This is a genomic window from Pseudomonas sp. TE3552 (assembly GCF_056278945.1).
The window spans coordinates 4,639,459-4,656,806 of sequence record NZ_JBWBQJ010000001.1 but is presented as its reverse complement, the minus strand read 5'-3'; the positions used below and the strand labels follow the sequence as shown (position 1 = coordinate 4,656,806).

Sequence of the window (17,348 nt, the reverse complement as noted above, 5' to 3'; positions counted from 1 at the left end):
GAGATAAGGAGTAGCCAATCATGAGCGACCCCGTGATCGTTCTATTGGACCTGGCAGAATTCTGCGAGGCGACCGAACTGTCGGACGTGCACGTGATCGAGATTGTCGAACACGGCATCCTCGAACCTCAGGGAACAGAGCCCAAGGATTGGCGTTTCACCGATTATGAGCTGGCACTGGCCAAGCGCGCCGCCAAGCTGCGGCGCGACCTGGAGCTGGAATGGGAAGGCGTCGCGCTGGCGCTGGACCTGCTGGAAGAAGTCCAGCAACTGCGGGCCGAGAACCGCATGCTCAAGCAGCGGTTGGGGCGGTTGCTGGTCGAGTAGCTATAAACGCTACAGGGCCTCATACCTTTCTTGGCAACACCACGGTAAACATCGTGCCATCGGCCTCATTGGAGCTGACGTCGATCGTCCCTTGATGGGCCTTGACCACTTCCCTGACGATGAACAGTCCCAGACCGAGGCTAGTGGTCGGCCCGTTGAGCGCTTCGTCGGCACTGCGTACCAGTGGATCGAAGAGCGTGGGGAGCGCCTCGGGTGGAATCGGCGCACCGTCGTTGTGCACGGTGAGCCGAACGCTGTCCGCTTCGCCCCTGAGAGTGAGCTTGACCGCGCTGTTGTTCGAACCGTGTTGCAAGGCATTGCCGATCAGGTTCTGCAGCATCTGATTGAGCTTTCGGCCATCCCACACACCTTGGGTATCGCCTTCCACGCTCAATCTCGGATCGCATTGCGGCTGAGCAGCGCAGGCCTGGGCAATCGCTTCACGCGCCGTATCGGCCAGATCCATGGGCGCCGGTTCGATCGGCAGGCTCTTGCCCAGGCGACTGCGGACCAGCTCCAGCAAATCGCCGACCATCACCGCCATGTGGCGGGTGCCACGCTTGATGTGGAGCGCACAGGTCAATGCGTCGCCCTCTAGGTTGGTTTTACGCATCAGTATTTCGGTGGACATGCTCACCGCTTGCAGCGGTGCGCGCAGGTCATGGCCAAGAATTGCCAGAAAAATGTCCCGGGAATGATTGACCTGCTCGGCATAGGCCGCCGTAGATTCGGCCAGGGCTTCGTCGATGGCTTCGTTGAAACGGATCATGTCCTGGAAATAGGCGATGTCGGGGGTGTCCAGGCTATCGACCCACAGGCGGATCACACACGCGCGCAAATGGCGAAACTCGCTGGTCATCTGTACCAGGTCAAACCCCACGGTATGCCGCAGCTCGCCATGGCTGGCGCCGGCTTCGTCCAGGCTCGGGGTCTTTTCCGGGCCTTCGCCACGGGCTTTGGCCAGCTGCTCGCTGGCGCTCTGGGGCTTGGTCATGTCCCGCGCAGCCGCCAGCAGGATCGACCTTGAATGGTCGCGCAGTGCGGTGCGGTCCATGGATTCGGCGGCAGGGGTGATGGTTTTGGCGAATTGCTCCCATTCATCGACGATGCGGTCAACGTGTAACACGATGAATTCGGAAAGGCGCATGGCGGTTACCTGAGTGCGAGACAGCGAGTCGCATAGTAGCGCTTTTGATTGCGAAAAGAAGACCGCTCACCGGTTGGCATATGCCCACGGCTGCGTGGTGGTATCTGTGTATTTTCGGCCACATGATTTTCGAAGGTTCCAGTGCCTTTTCAAGGGAGGGCTTACCCGATATTTCGTCTTTTGTTTTTGCCGAGGGTGAATAAAGCTGTTGATTCCCGACCTGACAGCAAGGTGATTGAACAGTGGCTGATTTGCATGGAAGCAATTCGCTGGAAACGTCTGAAGCGTCTCAAATCGAAAATAACGGCAGGCATTACAGTCGCGTACTCGGTGTTATCCCGGACTCGATCAAGCGTACATCGGCGCCAAGGTTGAAAGCCCTTACGGAGCTGGATCCACAGACTCCCGATTGGTATGGCGACGCGCGAGCCATCGACCGCCAACAGCTTAAAGCACTGATTGAACGGCGCTGGCGCTTGCAGGCCGTGCTGGACAAGACGCTGGCTAATTTGCAACAGGAGATAAAGGCATTCGCCGAGCCTCTGCTCGGTTCGTTATTAAAAGAAAACTTTAATGTGGTCGAAAACGTTGATGATTGGGTCGTGCAACTTGAAGTGCCGAGCAAGATCATCTTCGGCATCGATACCGGCGCCAGTCGCGTCCGCTCATCTACCTTGTTGGAGGCGGCATTACATAATTTCGAAACGTCTGAAACCGTGCAAGATGCATGGCGCAGCAGCTCCGGTATCTATCGCAAGGATGCCCGTGGCGGTCTTACGCGGGTCCCGCAGATCACGTTGCCAAGGTTTGCGTCGTTATGCCGAAGTCTGAATATTGGTGAGCAATACCAGCAACACATCAAATCCATCCTGTTGCCCGCAACACCCATGGCGCAGCGAACCTTGCAGCAAGATTCAATCGCCAGCGAGAAGGCAGCCTTTCAGGTGGCGGCGCTGGTTGCCCGATTGAAGGGCGATATCAGCGATCACGCCTACGCCAAACTGTGCGATGTCTGTGAGAACCGCGCGGGTATCACGTTGTACGACCGCCCGTTGCACGCTCATCGTTTATCGCTGATGGGTTTCAGGTTGACCGGCATCGTGTTGTTCAGCGCGGTCAGCGAACCGTCGCAGATCAAACGCGCCATCGATGCCCTGACCCCCGTCACCTTGAAGTTCTGGCTGGACTGGTCGCAGCGCATTCCAGTGTTGCCAGGGCGAGAATACGAGCAATACAAACTGTTGCAGGCGTTCTTTGCCAATGGTGCGCAGGGTGTGGACGATGAACTGTTGCGCAGAGAAGATATTTACCGGCAGAGCCGTTTATCCGGTCCGCTGATCGCTTATGTGCCAGAGGATCCGCAACAGCCGTTGAAGGAATACCCATCGCTGACCGCGTTCATGACAACCCTGCTCGGTCAGTTGCGAAATACCGGGTACCAGACCTTTTTCAGCCGATTTGTGGCACACAAAGATAAAGGGCACTTTTTTGCCCGGGTCAACGAACGCCTCACGACCTTCACCTGGCAGCAGCGCGAACCTCTCGACATGGGCCCGTGGTGGCGCGAAACGGCGGTCGAGAATCCCAACGCAGAACCGTTCACCAATCTCATTACCGGTGAGTTGTGGCAGACACTGTTTCTCGAACGCCGCGACAAGGCCATTGCCGATGCGCGATGCATCGCCGTGCCGACCGACGACGAAGACGCCACCGCCCGCTTCAAACGCTTGACCAGCTATCTGTCGATTGGCTGGAACCTCTTCAATTTCACCGCGATGCTGGTGCCCGGTCTTGGCGAAGCCATGCTGGGAATCATGGTCGCGCAGATGCTCGCGGAACTGGCCGAGGGCATCGAAGACTGGAGTAAGGGTGATAAGGCGCAGGCCTCGGCGTACATCAACGGCGTGTTGATCAACTTTGCGCAGTTGGCGCTCATGGGCGCCGGGCACGTTTTGCCCAGTGGCAGGCTGGCCCCGATCAACATCTCGCCATTTGTCGAAGATCTCAGACCGGTGGAGGTGGCCGGCAAGGAGCGGTTGTGGAACCCGGACCTGAAACCCTATGAACAAGTGATGGTCTTGCCGGTGGATGCACCGGTCAGCGAAGAGGGCCTGTTCCGGTATCAAGAACAGGACCTGTTGCGGCTCGACGACAAATGCTATGCGCTGGTGCAGGATCCGGAGACCGGGCAGCATCACCTCCAGCATCCGAGCCGGCCCGATGCTTATCAGCCGCTGCTGGAGCACAACGGCGCCGGCAGCTGGAAGACCGAACTCGATCAACCGCTTGAATGGGACAAGAGCCGGTTGCTCCGGCGTCTGGGGGCTTCAGTGGATAGGTTCTGCGATGAAACCCTGGAACACATAGCGGTCGTCAGCGGCGTGCATGAGGATATGCTGCGCTGGCTCCACGTGGAGCACGAAACGCCGCCCGCCTCATTACGCGACACGCTTAAGCGCTTTAACGCGTATGCCGATGCCGAGGATTGCGCAGGACGAATTCTCGGCAATCGGATCGATGACGAATGGGCTGAGCTTGTACCGCGGTTCATGACTGAGGTGCGGGGCTGGCCCGAGGGCAAGGCCATCGAGGTTTTCGACGCAGCGAATCTGTCAGGCTCGTCGATCAAGGAGGGTTTTGCCAGTGCGTTACCGGCGCATACATTGCGCATGAGCCGACAAGAGCTTGTCGCCGGAATGTTACCTGAGCGTGTTGTCGAGTTCCTTGATGAGCATGAGCTTCGTGAACTCCTTGGCCAATGGCTGGGCGGTGACCGTCAGGCGCGTATCAAGGCCACCCGAGAGCTGCTTGGCGGGCAGGCACGACAATCGCAAAGACGACTTTTCGATTACCTGTATTCGCGTCGCGAACGCTCGGACAATCTGTTGGTGCGACGGCTCAAAAGCGACTATCCGGATCTCTCGATCAGCATGGCCGAGGATCTGTTGCGTCATGCAGATCCCGCGGACTTGCAACATTTGAACGAGAAACAACGCACGCCCCTGAACCTGGCGCAACAGGCCCGACACGCGGAGCAGCAAATACGCTTGGCTCGCGCTTATGAAGGGCTATACCTCAAAGAACTGTATAGCACCGACACGACCCGGCTGGCCTTGCACTCGCTTGAGACCCTGCCAGGCTGGCCGAGTGATCTGCGGCTGGAAATTCGCGAATACTCGGCTCAAGGCCGGTTGTTCGACAGTATCGGCCCGGTGGACGCACCGATGCGCAAGCTGTTGATTCTCGGGGAAGACGGCCAATACCAGGCACGGGATGCGCTCGATCAGCACCTGCATGGTGACGACACACTGTATGCCGCGGTGCTGCACGCGTTACCCGATACCCAGCGCATGACCCTGGGCTTTGATATCCACGAGGCGCAACGGCTGGAAAACAGGATCCAGACACATCCGCTGGTGCGCGACCAATTTGAGCCTGTATTGCTGGAAAACCCTGTACTCAAGCCTTTTTATGATCCGTCCATCATGCGTCTTCGTGGCGGTATGCAAAATTACGCACAGCAAGCACCGCACGGTTTGGGGTTGCGTCGTCGAGCCCGTTCGCTATATCCGGGGTTCACACAAGAGCAGGTCGAGACCTTGCTGGCGGGGTTCACTCAGAATGGCGGCTCGGCGCATGAGCGTCTTACAGCGCTGGAGGTTGAGTTCAATCAGTTGAACCGGGCGCTGCAACGCTGGCTGAAATCGCCCACCGCCTCGTTTCGATTCAGCTCGGCGGGTCTGGCGGAGGGGCGGTCGCGAAACCTGCTCTATAAAACGATCAGGCAGTGCTGGCGCCGAGCCGGGCCACCGGGATCCGAGGCAGCGGGTGTGGTTCTGCCCCAGGCATTGCTGCTGGACAACATTCCAATGATGGGTCGCCACCTGGCGACCCTGCCGAAGCTGGAAGCCAACTTTGACCATGTCACCATGCTGAGCCTGAGCAATGGCGAGCTCACTGCGCAGGCTGAGCCTTTTTTGGAGGCGTTCCATCGGGTCAGGCAGCTCAATCTGCAAGGCAATCGGCTGACCACTATTCCGCAGGCGGTCAGTGACATGAGCCATCTCACCGATCTGTACCTCAATGACAACCGCATCGAACTGGATGTGCTGGCGGTCGCACGTCTGAAGAGGTTGACCCGCCTGAGGTCTTTAGACTTGAGCGGCAACCCGTTGAAGCTCAACCCTGACGTCAGTCGGATGCCAGGCCTGCAGACACTGTTGCTAAGCGAGACGGGCCTGGACAGTTGGCCTGTGGGGCTGTTTTCCCAGCCGCGCCCACACAATATTCATCTGGATTTGCGCTATAACCCGATCACTCGGGTACCGGATGTCGCTCCCGGCTCATTTCGCGCCGAATTGTTGGCGCGCACTTTGATCAGTCAAGAGCCGCGCTGGATCTCGCCGGACAATCTGAACACCCTCAGGTTATACATCGAGTCGGTCGGCCTGGACCCCGAGCGTCTGTATCCGCCCCGAGGCACGCTGGACAGTTTGGAGTGGTCTCAGGGGCTGACGGAGTCGCAATGGCTGGCCGGGCAGGAAGTCTGGTACGACGTTGAGGATGAGTTCGACTCGCTACCGTTCTTCAATGAAATCCGCAGGCTCACCCAGTCCGCCGACTTCACGGCCGGCGGCGCCTATCGGGTGGACTTGACCGCCAAGGTCTGGCGGATGCTCGAGGCCATGGCACAGAACAGCGAACTGCGGGTCAGGTTGTTCGCCGAAGCCGCCGCGCCCACCGAATGCGTGGACGGTGGGACGCAACTGTTCAACGCCATGGGGGTGCAGGTGCTGATCCATGAGGCCTATGCCCTGGGTCGTCTGGACCTGATCGAACCACAATTGCTGGAACTGGCGCTGGGCAAGTCTCGCCTCGATGAGATCGGCGCCATCGCCCGTCAACGGGTCGCCGCGCGGGTGGCGGCAGGCGAGCAGTTCCGGCGGGTTGACGAACATGACAATGTCACCGGCACGATCGATGAAGTGGAAGTCCACTTGGCCTACATGACCGACCTGGCCGAGCGTCTGTCTCTGCCATGGCAGGCCCGGGGCATGCAGTTTCGCAAGATCGCCGGGGTGACCCGGCAGATGATCGACGCGGCGTTCGAGCGGATCGTGGCGCTGGAGGAAGGTGATCTGCTGCCGGATCGGTTGCTTGAGCAACCTGTCTGGAAAACCTGGCTGGAGACTTCGTACCCTGATGAACTGAATGGCTTGAAACGACGGATTGACGCCATCACCGAGTTACAGGACGCGTTGCTACGTCGGGCCGAGGCGGTTGCCCCGAAGGCGAAGTCTGCCCTGGATGTGCAGGTCAACCAGTTGTGTCGCGAGTTGGGCAACGACGAAAACGACTTCGCCGAGGGTCAGCTCATGAGTGACGATGACTACACCCAGGCGCTGGAGGACATCGATCAGCAAATCAGGCAACGGTTGAGAATACTGACCCGGCAAGCGATGGATCGGGCCCGCTTAGCGCTGCTTGGTGTTGCACACAGTTAGCAATGCGGGCAAAACCAAAGGCCTCGACACAGATGTTCGAGGCCTTTGCTTGTGACGTATCCAGCGACTCAAAACAGGAAGTAGCGCTGAGCCATCGGCAGGGTTTCTGCCGGTTCACACCACAGCAACACACCATCGGCCTTGACCTGATAGGTCTGCGGATCGACATCGATATTTGGCAGGTAATCGTTGTGGATCAGATCGGTTTTCTGCACGTCACGGCAACCTTTGACCACCGCGATTTTCTTTTTCAGGCCCAACGTTTCGGGCAAACCGGCCTCCTGCGCCGCCTGGCTGATAAACGTCAGGCTGGTGGCATGCAGCGAGCCACCGTAGCTGGCGAACATCGGGCGGTAGTGCACCGGTTGCGGCGTCGGGATCGAAGCGTTGGCGTCACCCATCAGGCTGGCCGCAATGGCACCGCCCTTGAGGATCAGCGTCGGTTTGACCCCGAAAAACGCCGGGCGCCACAGCACCAGATCCGCCCATTTACCCACTTCCACCGAGCCCACTTCGTGGCTGATGCCGTGGGTGATCGCCGGGTTGATGGTGTATTTGGCGATGTAGCGTTTGGCGCGGAAGTTGTCGTTGCCTTCGCCATCCTGTGGCAGCGGGCCGCGCTGCTTTTTCATTTTGTCGGCGGTCTGCCAGGTGCGCGTGATGACTTCACCGACCCGGCCCATCGCCTGGCTATCGGAGCTGATCATCGAGAAGGCACCGAGGTCGTGGAGGATGTCTTCGGCGGCGATGGTTTCGCGGCGGATGCGGCTTTCGGCGAAGGCCACGTCTTCGGCAATGCTCGGGTCCAGGTGGTGACAGACCATCAGCATGTCGAGGTGTTCGTCGATGGTGTTGCGGGTGAACGGCCGGGTCGGGTTAGTCGAACTTGGCAGCACGTTGGCGAAACCACAGGCCTTGATGATGTCCGGGGCATGGCCGCCGCCAGCACCTTCGGTGTGGTAGGTGTGGATGGTGCGGCCCTTGAAGGCGGCGAGGGTGGTTTCGACGAAGCCCGACTCGTTGAGGGTGTCGGTGTGGATCGCCACTTGAACGTCGTACTGGTCGGCCACGTTCAGGCAGTTGTCGATGCTCGCCGGGGTGGTGCCCCAGTCTTCGTGCAACTTGAGGCCGATGGCGCCGGCCTTGACCTGTTCGATCAACGGTTCCGGCAGGCTGGCGTTGCCCTTGCCGGTGAGGCCGATGTTCATCGGGAACGCGTCGGCGGCCTGAAGCATGCGCGCCAGATGCCAAGGCCCGGAGGTGCACGTGGTGGCGTTGGTGCCGGTGGCCGGCCCGGTGCCGCCGCCGATCATGGTGGTGACGCCGCTCATCAATGCTTCTTCGATCTGCTGCGGGCAGATGAAGTGGATGTGGGTGTCGATGCCGCCGGCGGTGAGGATCATGCCTTCACCGGCGATGACTTCGGTGCTGGCGCCGACCGCGATGGTGACGTTCGGCTGGATGTCCGGGTTGCCGGCCTTGCCGATGGCAGCGATGCGCCCGTCCTTGAGGCCGACGTCGGCCTTGACGATGCCCCAGTGGTCGATGATCAGCGCGTTGGTGATCAAGGTGTCGACAACTTCTGCCGCCAGCAGTTGGCTCTGGCCCTGGCCGTCGCGAATGACTTTGCCGCCGCCGAATTTCACTTCTTCGCCGTAGGTGGTGAAGTCCTGTTCCACTTCGATCCACAGCTCGGTGTCGGCCAGGCGGACCTTGTCACCGACGGTGGGGCCGAACATGTCGGCGTAGGCCTGACGGGAAATCTTCAATTCCTCGTTCCTCGCAATTGAGTTGCAAGCTTCAAGCTGCAAGCCTCAAGTAAAAGCAGATAGGGGGCGCCGCAAACTGCTCTTTCTTGCAGCTTGAAGCTTGTAACTTGCTGCTGAAGTCGATCTATAAGTCGCCCATGACTCTTCCCGCAAACCCAAAAACCCGACGCAACCCCGCCAGTTCGACAAGCTCGACTTCTCGGCTCTGCCCCGGCTCGAAGCGCACGGCGGTGCCGGCGGGGATGTTCAGGCGCATGCCGCGGCTGGCGGCGCGGTCGAAGGTCAAGGCGTCGTTGGTTTCGAAAAAATGATAATGCGAGCCGACCTGGATCGGCCGGTCGCCGCTATTGGCCACCTTCAGGCTGAGGGTGCGGCGGCCAGCGTTGAGTTCGATGTCGCCGGGCTGGATCTGATATTCACCGGGAATCATTAATGGGCTCCTTGGAGAATCTTGTAATAGAGGGCGGTCGGTTTGTAGCGGCCATTCGGGTCACAGGCGTAGTCGGGAATTTCGCCGGCGCGGGTGTAACCCAGGGCCTTGTAGAAATCTTCGGCGGGGGAGCCGGCTTCGGTGTCGAGGTAGAGCATGCCGCGCTTGTGCTGGCGGGCCGCGAGTTCAACGGCATGCATCATCTGTTGGCCCAGGCCGCGACGACGGGCATGCTCACGCACCAGCAGTTTTTGCACTTCGGCGCGATTCAGCCCATTGGCTTTCTGGCACAACGTCAGTTGCACACTCGCCTGCACCTGTTCGTCCTTGACCACCACCCATAGCAGCACGTTGCCTTTGTTGAGGTTTTCCTGGACCTCATCGAAATAGGCTCGGGCCTGAGTGGCGTCCAGATCCGCCATGAACCCAACGCTGGCGCCATAGCCGACGGCGTCGAGCAGCAGATCAATCAGACCCTGACGATAGTGCGCAAAGCTTTCAACATTGACGCGGCGCAGTTGGGCGGCGTTCATAGGTATCACTCCTTGTGGGGACCGGGAGGCATGACGCCTGGGTCGAGAATCAGTTGCATGAAGGTCAGGTCCAGCCAGCGGCCGAACTTGGTACCCACCTGCGGCATTTGTCCGGTGACGACGAAACCGGCCCGGTCGTGCAGCCGGATCGAGGCACCGTTACCGCTTTCGATGGCGGCGACCATCACGTGTTTGCCGCAGCCTTTGGCGCGTTCGATCAGGGCGTCCATCAGTTGCGGCCCGAGGCCATTGCCACGCTGGTCGTTGCGTACGTACACCGAGTGCTCGATCGTGTGGCGGAACCCGTCGAACGGGCGCCAGTCACCGAATGAAGCGTAGCCGAGTACGCTGTTGTCGCCGTCGACGATCACCAGCACCGGATAGCCCTGGTCTTGCCGGGCACTGAACCAGGCCTGGCGGTTGCCCAGGTCCACGGGCTGTTCGTTCCAGATCGCCGTGGTATGGAGCACGGCGTCGTTGTAGATGTCGCGGATCGCCGGCAGGTCGGCGAGCAGCGCATCGCGGATGTGGTAAGTCATGGCGCGGCCTCAAGCGATCGGTTGGTGAACGGTGACCAGTTTGGTGCCGTCGGGAAACGTCGCTTCGACCTGAATCTCCGGAATCATTTCCGGGATGCCTTCCATCACTTGTTCGCGGCTGAGCAGGGTGGTGCCGTAATGCATCAGCTCGGCCACGGTCTGGCCGTCACGCGCGCCTTCGAGCAGCGCTGCGGAAATATAGGCCATGGCCTCCGGGTAATTGAGTTTCACACCGCGAGCCAAACGCCGCTCGGCCACGAGGCCGGCGGTGAAGATCAGCAGCTTGTCTTTTTCACGTGGGGTCAGGTCCATCGTAGAAATCCATATTCGGCAGTTAAAAAATTTACTCAACCTGTAGGAGCGTGTTCAGGTGCTCCAAATTCTGGGTGGGACGGCTTCGCGGCCGAGCAACGCAGGCCGGAGCAATCGCCACAAATCGATCAGCCAACCTCGTGCCAACAGTGCTTCACTGGCCAGGCATCGAGCAACCAAAAGCCCCGGCAACTGCGTCAGATCCCCGCGCACCTCATTGGGCAGCGAGCGGCACTTCTCCAGCAATTGGCTATCGACTTCGCCGGTCACCAGCAACGTCGCAAACACCGGTTGCCCATCCAGCCCGATCGGTGAATCCAGCAAACCGTCATCCCCGACAATGCGCTGGCGTTCGTGCCAGAGCAACTGGCCGTCGCGGCGGATATCCAGGTGCGCCTGAAAATGCCCGAGGTCGAAGCGTTCGCCGCTGGCGGGGCGCCCCAGTGCTACAACGTCCCAGTAGAACAACCGCGCATCACCTTCAAGGTCAATGGTCGTGCTGAGTTCAGCCTGAGCGGCGCTGAAGATAATCGTCTCTTGCGGCAGCCACTCCAACGTAGCACCGGCGGCAATGCGCAGGTCGAGTTTCTGATAAGCCGGCCCGGCCGCGCGATACCACTTGGCGGCGCCGGGGCTGGTGATTTGCGCCCAGGCGTGCGTGCCGACGCTGGCCGAGATGTCCAGCCGATCGCCACCGGCAATCCCGCCCGGTGGGTGGACGATGATGTGCTGACACACCTCGGGGCCTTCGGCGTACAGATGCTTCTGCACCCGCAGCGGGCCTTTGTGGCGACGCTGCACCGGACGTGTGCTGTCGCCGAAACGGGCGTAGCCCAAGTCCAGTTCGGCATGCCAGCTCGGAGTAAACAGCGCAGTGGGGAGAGGTAAATTCATATCGTCTAATTATCGTCAGGAGGCTGCAGGTTAGATCGTAACCAGTCCACGCACACCTTCGGCTTCCATATTTTCGCCGCGCCCTTGTTGCACGATCTCGCCTCGGGACATGACCAGGTACTGATCGGCCAGTTCGGCGGCGAAATCGTAGAACTGCTCTACCAGCAAAATCGCCATGTCGCCACGGGCCGCGAGCTGCTTGATCACTGCGCCGATTTCCTTGATCACCGACGGCTGGATGCCTTCGGTGGGTTCGTCGAGAATCAGCAACCGTGGACGGCTGGCCAATGCTCTACCAATCGCCAGCTGCTGTTGCTGACCACCGGACAAGTCACCGCCACGCCGTTGCTTCATTTGCAGCAAAACCGGGAACAACTCGTAGATGAACGCCGGGACTTCCTTGGCTTCGGAGCCGGGAAAGCGCGACAGGCCCATCAGCAGGTTTTCTTCCACGGTCAGTCGGCCAAAGATTTCCCGGCCCTGAGGCACGTAGGCGATACCGGCATGCACCCGTTGGTGCGGCTTGAACGTGGTGATCGGTTTGCCTTCCCAATTCACCGCGCCTTCCTTGGCCGGCAGCAGGCCCATCAGGCACTTGAGCAGAGTGGTCTTGCCCACCCCATTGCGCCCGAGCAGGCAAGTGACTTCGCCAACCTTCACCTCAAACGTCAGGCCCCGCAGGATATGGCTACCGCCGTAGTACTGGTGCAGCTTGTCGACTTGCAGCATATTTAAAATCCTTCTGTTCCACCCGGAACCCTGTGGGAGCTGGCTTGCCTGCGATAGCGGTATGTCTGTCGACATTGATGTCGGATGTGCCATCGTCATCGCGGGCAAGCCCGCTCCCACAGGTTTTGTATTTGCAGGTCTAGCGACCGAGGTAAACCTCGATCACCCGCTCGTTATCCTGCACCTGTTCCAGCGACCCTTCGGCCAGCACGCTGCCTTGATGCAACACGGTGACGTGGTCGGCGATCGAGCCGACGAAGCCCATGTCGTGTTCCACCACCATCAGCGAATGCTTGCCGGCCAGGCTCTTGAACAGTTCGGCGGTGAATTCGGTTTCGGCGTCGGTCATGCCCGCCACCGGCTCGTCGAGCAGCAGCAGTTGCGGGTCTTGCATCAGCAACATGCCGATTTCCAGAAACTGCTTCTGACCGTGGGATAACAAACCCGCCGGGCGGTTGACCGAGGCGGTCAGGCGAATGGTTTCCAGGACTTCGGCGATGCGATCTTTCTGTTCACCGCTCAGACGAGCCCGCAGGCTGGCCCACACCGACTTGTCGGTTTTCTGCGCCAGCTCCAGGTTTTCGAACACGCTCAAGGCCTCGAACACCGTCGGCTTCTGGAACTTGCGACCGATGCCGGCCTGGGCGATCTGCACTTCGCTCATCTGCGTCAGGTCCAGGGTTTCACCGAACCAGGCCTTGCCATGGCTGGGGCGGGTCTTGCCGGTGATCACGTCCATCAGCGTGGTCTTGCCCGCGCCGTTGGGGCCGATGATGCAACGCAGTTCGCCGACGCCGATGTACAGGTTCAGATTGTTCAGGGCCTTGAAACCGTCGAAGCTGACGCTGATGTCTTCCAGGGTCAGGATGGTGCCGTGGCGTGTATTCAGGCCAGGGCCGGCACGTTGGCCGAGGCCGATGGCATCGCGGCTGCTGCCGGCATCCTTGTTGGGCTCTGGTGGAAAAAAGACCGGTTCGAGCATGAATTCAGCCGTTGCAGTGATCCTCATTGTTCGCCCCTTTTCTTCAGCAGACCGATCACACCCTTAGGCAGATACAACGTCACGACGATGAACAGCGCGCCGAGGAAGAACAGCCAGTATTCCGGAAACGCTACGGTGAACCAGCTCTTCATGCCGTTGACCACACCGGCACCGAGCAGCGGGCCGATCAGCGTGCCGCGACCACCCAGCGCCACCCAAACGGCGGCCTCGATGGAGTTGGTCGGCGACATTTCACTCGGGTTGATGATCCCGACTTGCGGCACATACAGCGCACCGGCCAAGCCACACAATACCGCGCTCAACACCCAGACAAACAGCTTGAAACCGCGTGGATCGTAGCCGCAGAACATCAAGCGGTTTTCCGCATCCCGCAACGCAGTCAATACGCGGCCAAACTTGCTTTGCGCCAGCCGCCAACCGATGAACAGGCTCGCCACCAGCAGCAACACCGTGGCGAAAAACAACACCGCACGCGTCCCTGGTTCAGTGATGCCAAACCCAAGAATGGTGCGGAAGTTGGTGAAGCCGTTGTTGCCGCCAAACCCGGTTTCGTTGCGGAAAAACAGCAACATCCCGGCGAAGGTCAGGGCCTGGGTCATGATCGAGAAATACACGCCCTTGATCCGCGAGCGGAAGGCGAAGAAACCGAACACCAGCGCCAGCAGTCCAGGCGCTAATACAACAAGACACATGGCCCAGAGAAAGTTGCTGGTGCCGGCCCAGTACCACGGCAATTCTGTCCACGACAGGAACGTCATGAACGCCGGCAAGCCATCGCCCGAGGCCTGGCGCATCAGGTACATGCCCATGGCGTAACCACCGAGGGCGAAGAACAGGCCATGGCCGAGGGACAACAAACCGGCGTAACCCCAGACCAGATCCAGCGCCAGGGCGACGATGGCGTAGCAAAGGATCTTGCCCACCAGGGTCAACGTGTAGGCCGAGACGTGAAAAACGCTGACCGGCGATAGCAGCGACAACAATGGCAGCGCCAATAGCAAAACGAGGATCACCGCACCCACGGCGATCGTGACTTTGGGGCCAGCCTTTTGCGTGGCTGTGAGCATCAGAGGCTGGTTCATCAGTCGATCACCCGTCCTTTCAGTGCGAAGAGGCCTTGCGGACGTTTCTGAATGAACAGAATGATCAGCGCGAGGATCAGGATCTTGCCCAACACGGCACCGATCTGCGGTTCGAGAATTTTGTTGGCTATCCCTAAGCCGAACGCGGCCAGCACGCTACCGGCCAATTGACCGACACCGCCGAGTACCACCACCAGGAACGAGTCGATGATGTAGCTCTGGCCGAGGTCCGGGCCGACGTTGCCGATCTGGCTCAGCGCCACACCGCCGAGGCCGGCGATGCCCGAGCCGAGGCCGAAAGCGAGCATGTCCACGCGCCCGGTCGGCACACCGCAGCAGGCGGCCATGTTGCGGTTCTGGGTGACGGCGCGCACGTTGAGGCCCAGCCGCGTCTTGTTCAGCAGCAGCCAGGTCAGCACCACCACAAACAAGGCGAAAGCGATGATCACGATGCGGTTGTACGGCAGCACCAGATTCGGCAGCACCTGAATCCCGCCCGACAACCATGCCGGGTTGGCCACTTCGACGTTCTGCGCACCGAACACCAGCCGCACCAACTGGATCAGCATCAAGCTGATGCCCCAGGTGGCGAGCAGGGTTTCCAGCGGGCGACCATAGAGGTGACGAATCACCGTGCGTTCCAGCGCCATGCCGATTCCGGCGGTGACGAAAAACGCCACTGGCAGGGCAATCAGCGGATAGAACTCGATGGCTTGCGGGGCGAAGCGCTGGAACATCAGTTGCACCACATACGTCGAGTAGGCACCGAGCATCAGCATCTCGCCGTGGGCCATGTTGATCACGCCGAGCAGGCCGAAGGTGATCGCCAGACCCAACGCCGCCAGCAGCAGGATCGAGCCGAGGGACATGCCGCTGAACGCCTGGCCGAGCATTTCGCCGATCAACAATTTGCGTTTGACCTGAGCCAGGCTGGTTTCGGCGGCGGTACGCACGTTGGCATCGGCTTCGACGCCGGGTTCAAGCAAACCTTCGAGTCGGGTGCGGGCCAGCGGGTCGCCGGTTTCGCCGAGCAAGCGCACGGCGGCGAGGCGCACGGCCGGGTCGGTGTCGACCAATTGCAGGTTGGCCAGTGCCAGGCTCAGGGCGCTATGGACGCTTTCATTTTTTTCGCCAGCCAACTGCTGGTCGAGGAATTTCAGCTGTGCCGGCTTGGCGCTTTTCTGCAATTGCTGCGCGGCGGCGAGACGGGTTTTGGCGTCGGCGGCGAGCAACTGATGGCTGGCCAAGGCGGTGTCGATCAGACCGCGCAGGCGGTTGTTCAGGCGCAGGGTTTTTGGTTGGCCATCGACCGTCAATTCGCCTTGTTGCAGGGCGTTGATCAGTTCGATGCGGGCCGGGTCGGGCTGCGCGGCCCAGGTTTCCAGAAGCTTGGCTTGCTGCACGGGATTGGCCGCGACGAAATCTTCGGCGTCGCCGGCGTAGGTGGCCATCGGCAATAACAGCGCGAGGGCAAGGAACAAGCGGTAAAAGGCAGTGGGCATGTCAGTGTCCTTGCGCGGACTAAGTGTGGGAGCAAACTTTGTGGCGAGGGAGCTTGCTCCCGCTGGACTACGCAGTAGTCCCGTTTTTTGGGGCCGCTTCGCAGCCCAGCGGGAGCAAGCTCCCTCGCCACAAAAGCCCGCTCACACAGGAGTTGTGTCGGGCCTGAGCTCTGTGCTCAGGCCCCAGTGGCTCAGTTGCTCTTCACCGCATACTCTGGCTTCTTGTCGTTGCCCGGAATGAACGGGCTCCACGGTTGGGCGCGGATCGGCCCTTCGGTCTGCCACACCACGTTGAACTGACCGTCGGCCTGAATCTCGCCGATCATCACCGGTTTGTGCAGGTGGTGGTTGGTCTTGTCCATGGTCAGGGTGTAGCCGGACGGCGCGGCAAAGGTCTGGCCGGCCAGGGCCTCGCGGACTTTGTCGACGTTGGTGGACTTGGCTTTCTCCGCCGCCTGCGCCCACATGTGGATGCCCACGTAAGTGGCTTCCATCGGGTCGTTGGTCACCGCTTTGTCGGCGCCCGGCAGGTTGTGTTTTTTGGCGTAGGCTTTCCAGTCGGCGACGAATTTCTTGTTCTGCGGGTTCTCGACCGACTCGAAGTAGTTCCACGCCGCGAGGTTGCCCACCAGCGGTTTGGTGTCGATGCCGCGCAGTTCTTCTTCGCCCACGGAGAACGCCACGACCGGAACGTCGGTGGCTTTCAGGCCCTGGTTGGCCAGCTCTTTATAGAACGGCACGTTGGAGTCGCCGTTGACCGTGGAGATGACGGCGGTCTTGCCACCGGCGGAGAATTTTTTGATGTTGGCGACGATGGTTTGATAGTCGCTGTGGCCGAACGGGGTGTAGACCTCTTCGATGTCCTTGTCGGCCACACCTTTGGAGTGCAGGAACGAGCGCAGGATCTTGTTGGTGGTGCGCGGGTACACGTAGTCGGTGCCGAGTAGGAAGTAACGTTTGGCGCCACCACCTTCTTCGCTCATCAGGTATTCCACTGCCGGGATCGCCTGCTGGTTCGGCGCTGCGCCGGTGTAGAACACGTTCGGCGACATTTCTTCGCCTTCGTATTGCACCGGGTAGAACAGCAGGCCGTTGAGTTCTTCGAACACCGGCAATACCGACTTACGCGACACCGACGTCCAGCAACCGAACACCACGGCAACTTTGTCCTGCGTCAGCAACTGCCGGCCCTTTTCGGCGAACAGCGGCCAGTTCGACGCGGGGTCAACCACCACCGGTTCCAGCATCTTGCCATTCACGCCGCCCTTGGCGTTGATCTCGTCGATGGTCATCAACGCCATGTCTTTGAGGGATGTTTCGGAGATCGCCATGGTCCCGGACAACGAATGCAGAATACCGACCTTGATGGTCTCGGCGGCCTGGACAGTCCAGGCCATGCCCATCGCGGCAATGCTTGCCGATAGTGTGAAAGCCTTGATCAAACTGCGACGCTTCATTGTGCGATCTCCATGAACGTTAAAGTTTTTTATGGTTGGCAGATGCGGACGACTGAAGGGTCTTTAGCAAGGGCTGTGCCCGGTCGGGGAAGGGCAAGGAAATGTCGTATTAGAGCGGTTG

The 17,348-nt window shown here is 60.1% G+C and carries 14 protein-coding genes; 2 read left to right on the top strand and 12 right to left on the bottom strand.

Annotated elements, in window-relative coordinates:
• The first annotated feature begins 20 nt into the window (after positions 1-20).
• Positions 21-326 carry a chaperone modulator CbpM gene (locus ACZ9BB_RS21085; RefSeq protein ID WP_476215909.1) on the top strand — a complete coding sequence of 102 codons (306 nt, stop codon included), beginning with the start codon at positions 21-23 and terminating at the stop codon, positions 324-326.
• Between the two features lie 19 nt (positions 327-345).
• Here ACZ9BB_RS21085 and ACZ9BB_RS21080 read toward each other — a convergent pair whose 3' ends face one another.
• A complete protein-coding gene (locus ACZ9BB_RS21080) occupies positions 346-1,473 on the bottom strand; it encodes a sensor histidine kinase (protein ID WP_476215908.1) in 1,128 nt (375 codons plus the stop codon).
• 242 nt (positions 1,474-1,715) lie between these two features.
• Here ACZ9BB_RS21080 and ACZ9BB_RS21075 point away from each other — a divergent pair, with 242 nt between their 5' ends.
• Positions 1,716-6,977 carry a dermonecrotic toxin domain-containing protein gene (locus tag ACZ9BB_RS21075; protein WP_476215906.1) on the top strand — a complete coding sequence of 1,754 codons (5,262 nt, stop codon included), beginning with the start codon at positions 1,716-1,718 and terminating at the stop codon, positions 6,975-6,977.
• A gap of 68 nt (positions 6,978-7,045) precedes the next feature.
• On the opposite strand, the gene ureC is transcribed toward ACZ9BB_RS21075, so the two are convergent.
• The 11 genes from ureC to urtA form a co-directional block, all read right to left on the bottom strand.
• Positions 7,046-8,746 carry an urease subunit alpha gene (gene ureC / locus ACZ9BB_RS21070; protein WP_008068962.1) on the bottom strand — a complete coding sequence of 567 codons (1,701 nt, stop codon included), beginning with the start codon at positions 8,744-8,746 and terminating at the stop codon, positions 7,046-7,048.
• 124 nt (positions 8,747-8,870) lie between these two features.
• Positions 8,871-9,176 (bottom strand): urease subunit beta, encoded by a 306-nt coding sequence (locus ACZ9BB_RS21065; RefSeq protein ID WP_476215903.1) that lies wholly within the window; start codon positions 9,174-9,176, stop codon positions 8,871-8,873.
• Positions 9,176-9,709: a GNAT family N-acetyltransferase gene (locus ACZ9BB_RS21060; RefSeq protein WP_007907362.1), complete on the bottom strand. Its 534-nt coding sequence runs from the start codon at positions 9,707-9,709 to the stop codon at positions 9,176-9,178. The genes ACZ9BB_RS21065 and ACZ9BB_RS21060 overlap by 1 nt, the downstream gene beginning before the upstream one ends.
• Positions 9,710-9,714: 5 nt before the next feature.
• Entirely contained in the window at positions 9,715-10,248 is a 534-nt protein-coding gene (locus ACZ9BB_RS21055) for an N-acetyltransferase family protein (protein WP_476215900.1), read from the bottom strand.
• Between the two features lie 9 nt (positions 10,249-10,257).
• Complete coding sequence (gene ureA, locus ACZ9BB_RS21050; protein WP_007937143.1) at positions 10,258-10,560, bottom strand: urease subunit gamma; 303 nt, start codon at positions 10,558-10,560, stop codon at positions 10,258-10,260.
• 54 nt (positions 10,561-10,614) lie between these two features.
• The gene (locus ACZ9BB_RS21045; RefSeq protein WP_476215898.1) at positions 10,615-11,454 is read right to left on the bottom strand and encodes an urease accessory protein UreD; all 840 of its coding nucleotides are present in this window, start codon (positions 11,452-11,454) and stop codon (positions 10,615-10,617) included.
• Between the two features lie 30 nt (positions 11,455-11,484).
• The gene (gene urtE, locus ACZ9BB_RS21040; protein WP_007907370.1) at positions 11,485-12,183 is read right to left on the bottom strand and encodes an urea ABC transporter ATP-binding subunit UrtE; all 699 of its coding nucleotides are present in this window, start codon (positions 12,181-12,183) and stop codon (positions 11,485-11,487) included.
• A gap of 139 nt (positions 12,184-12,322) precedes the next feature.
• Positions 12,323-13,192, bottom strand: coding sequence for an urea ABC transporter ATP-binding protein UrtD (urtD, locus tag ACZ9BB_RS21035; RefSeq protein WP_476215895.1), 870 nt, complete (start codon positions 13,190-13,192; stop codon positions 12,323-12,325).
• Entirely contained in the window at positions 13,189-14,268 is a 1,080-nt protein-coding gene (gene urtC / locus ACZ9BB_RS21030) for an urea ABC transporter permease subunit UrtC (protein WP_476215893.1), read from the bottom strand. Before urtC ends, urtD begins: the two co-directional genes overlap by 4 nt.
• Complete coding sequence (urtB, locus tag ACZ9BB_RS21025) at positions 14,268-15,770, bottom strand: urea ABC transporter permease subunit UrtB (protein ID WP_476215891.1); 1,503 nt, start codon at positions 15,768-15,770, stop codon at positions 14,268-14,270. The genes urtC and urtB overlap by 1 nt, the downstream gene beginning before the upstream one ends.
• A gap of 191 nt (positions 15,771-15,961) precedes the next feature.
• Entirely contained in the window at positions 15,962-17,227 is a 1,266-nt protein-coding gene (urtA, locus tag ACZ9BB_RS21020) for an urea ABC transporter substrate-binding protein (protein WP_476215889.1), read from the bottom strand.
• Between the last annotated feature and the right edge of the window lie 121 nt (positions 17,228-17,348).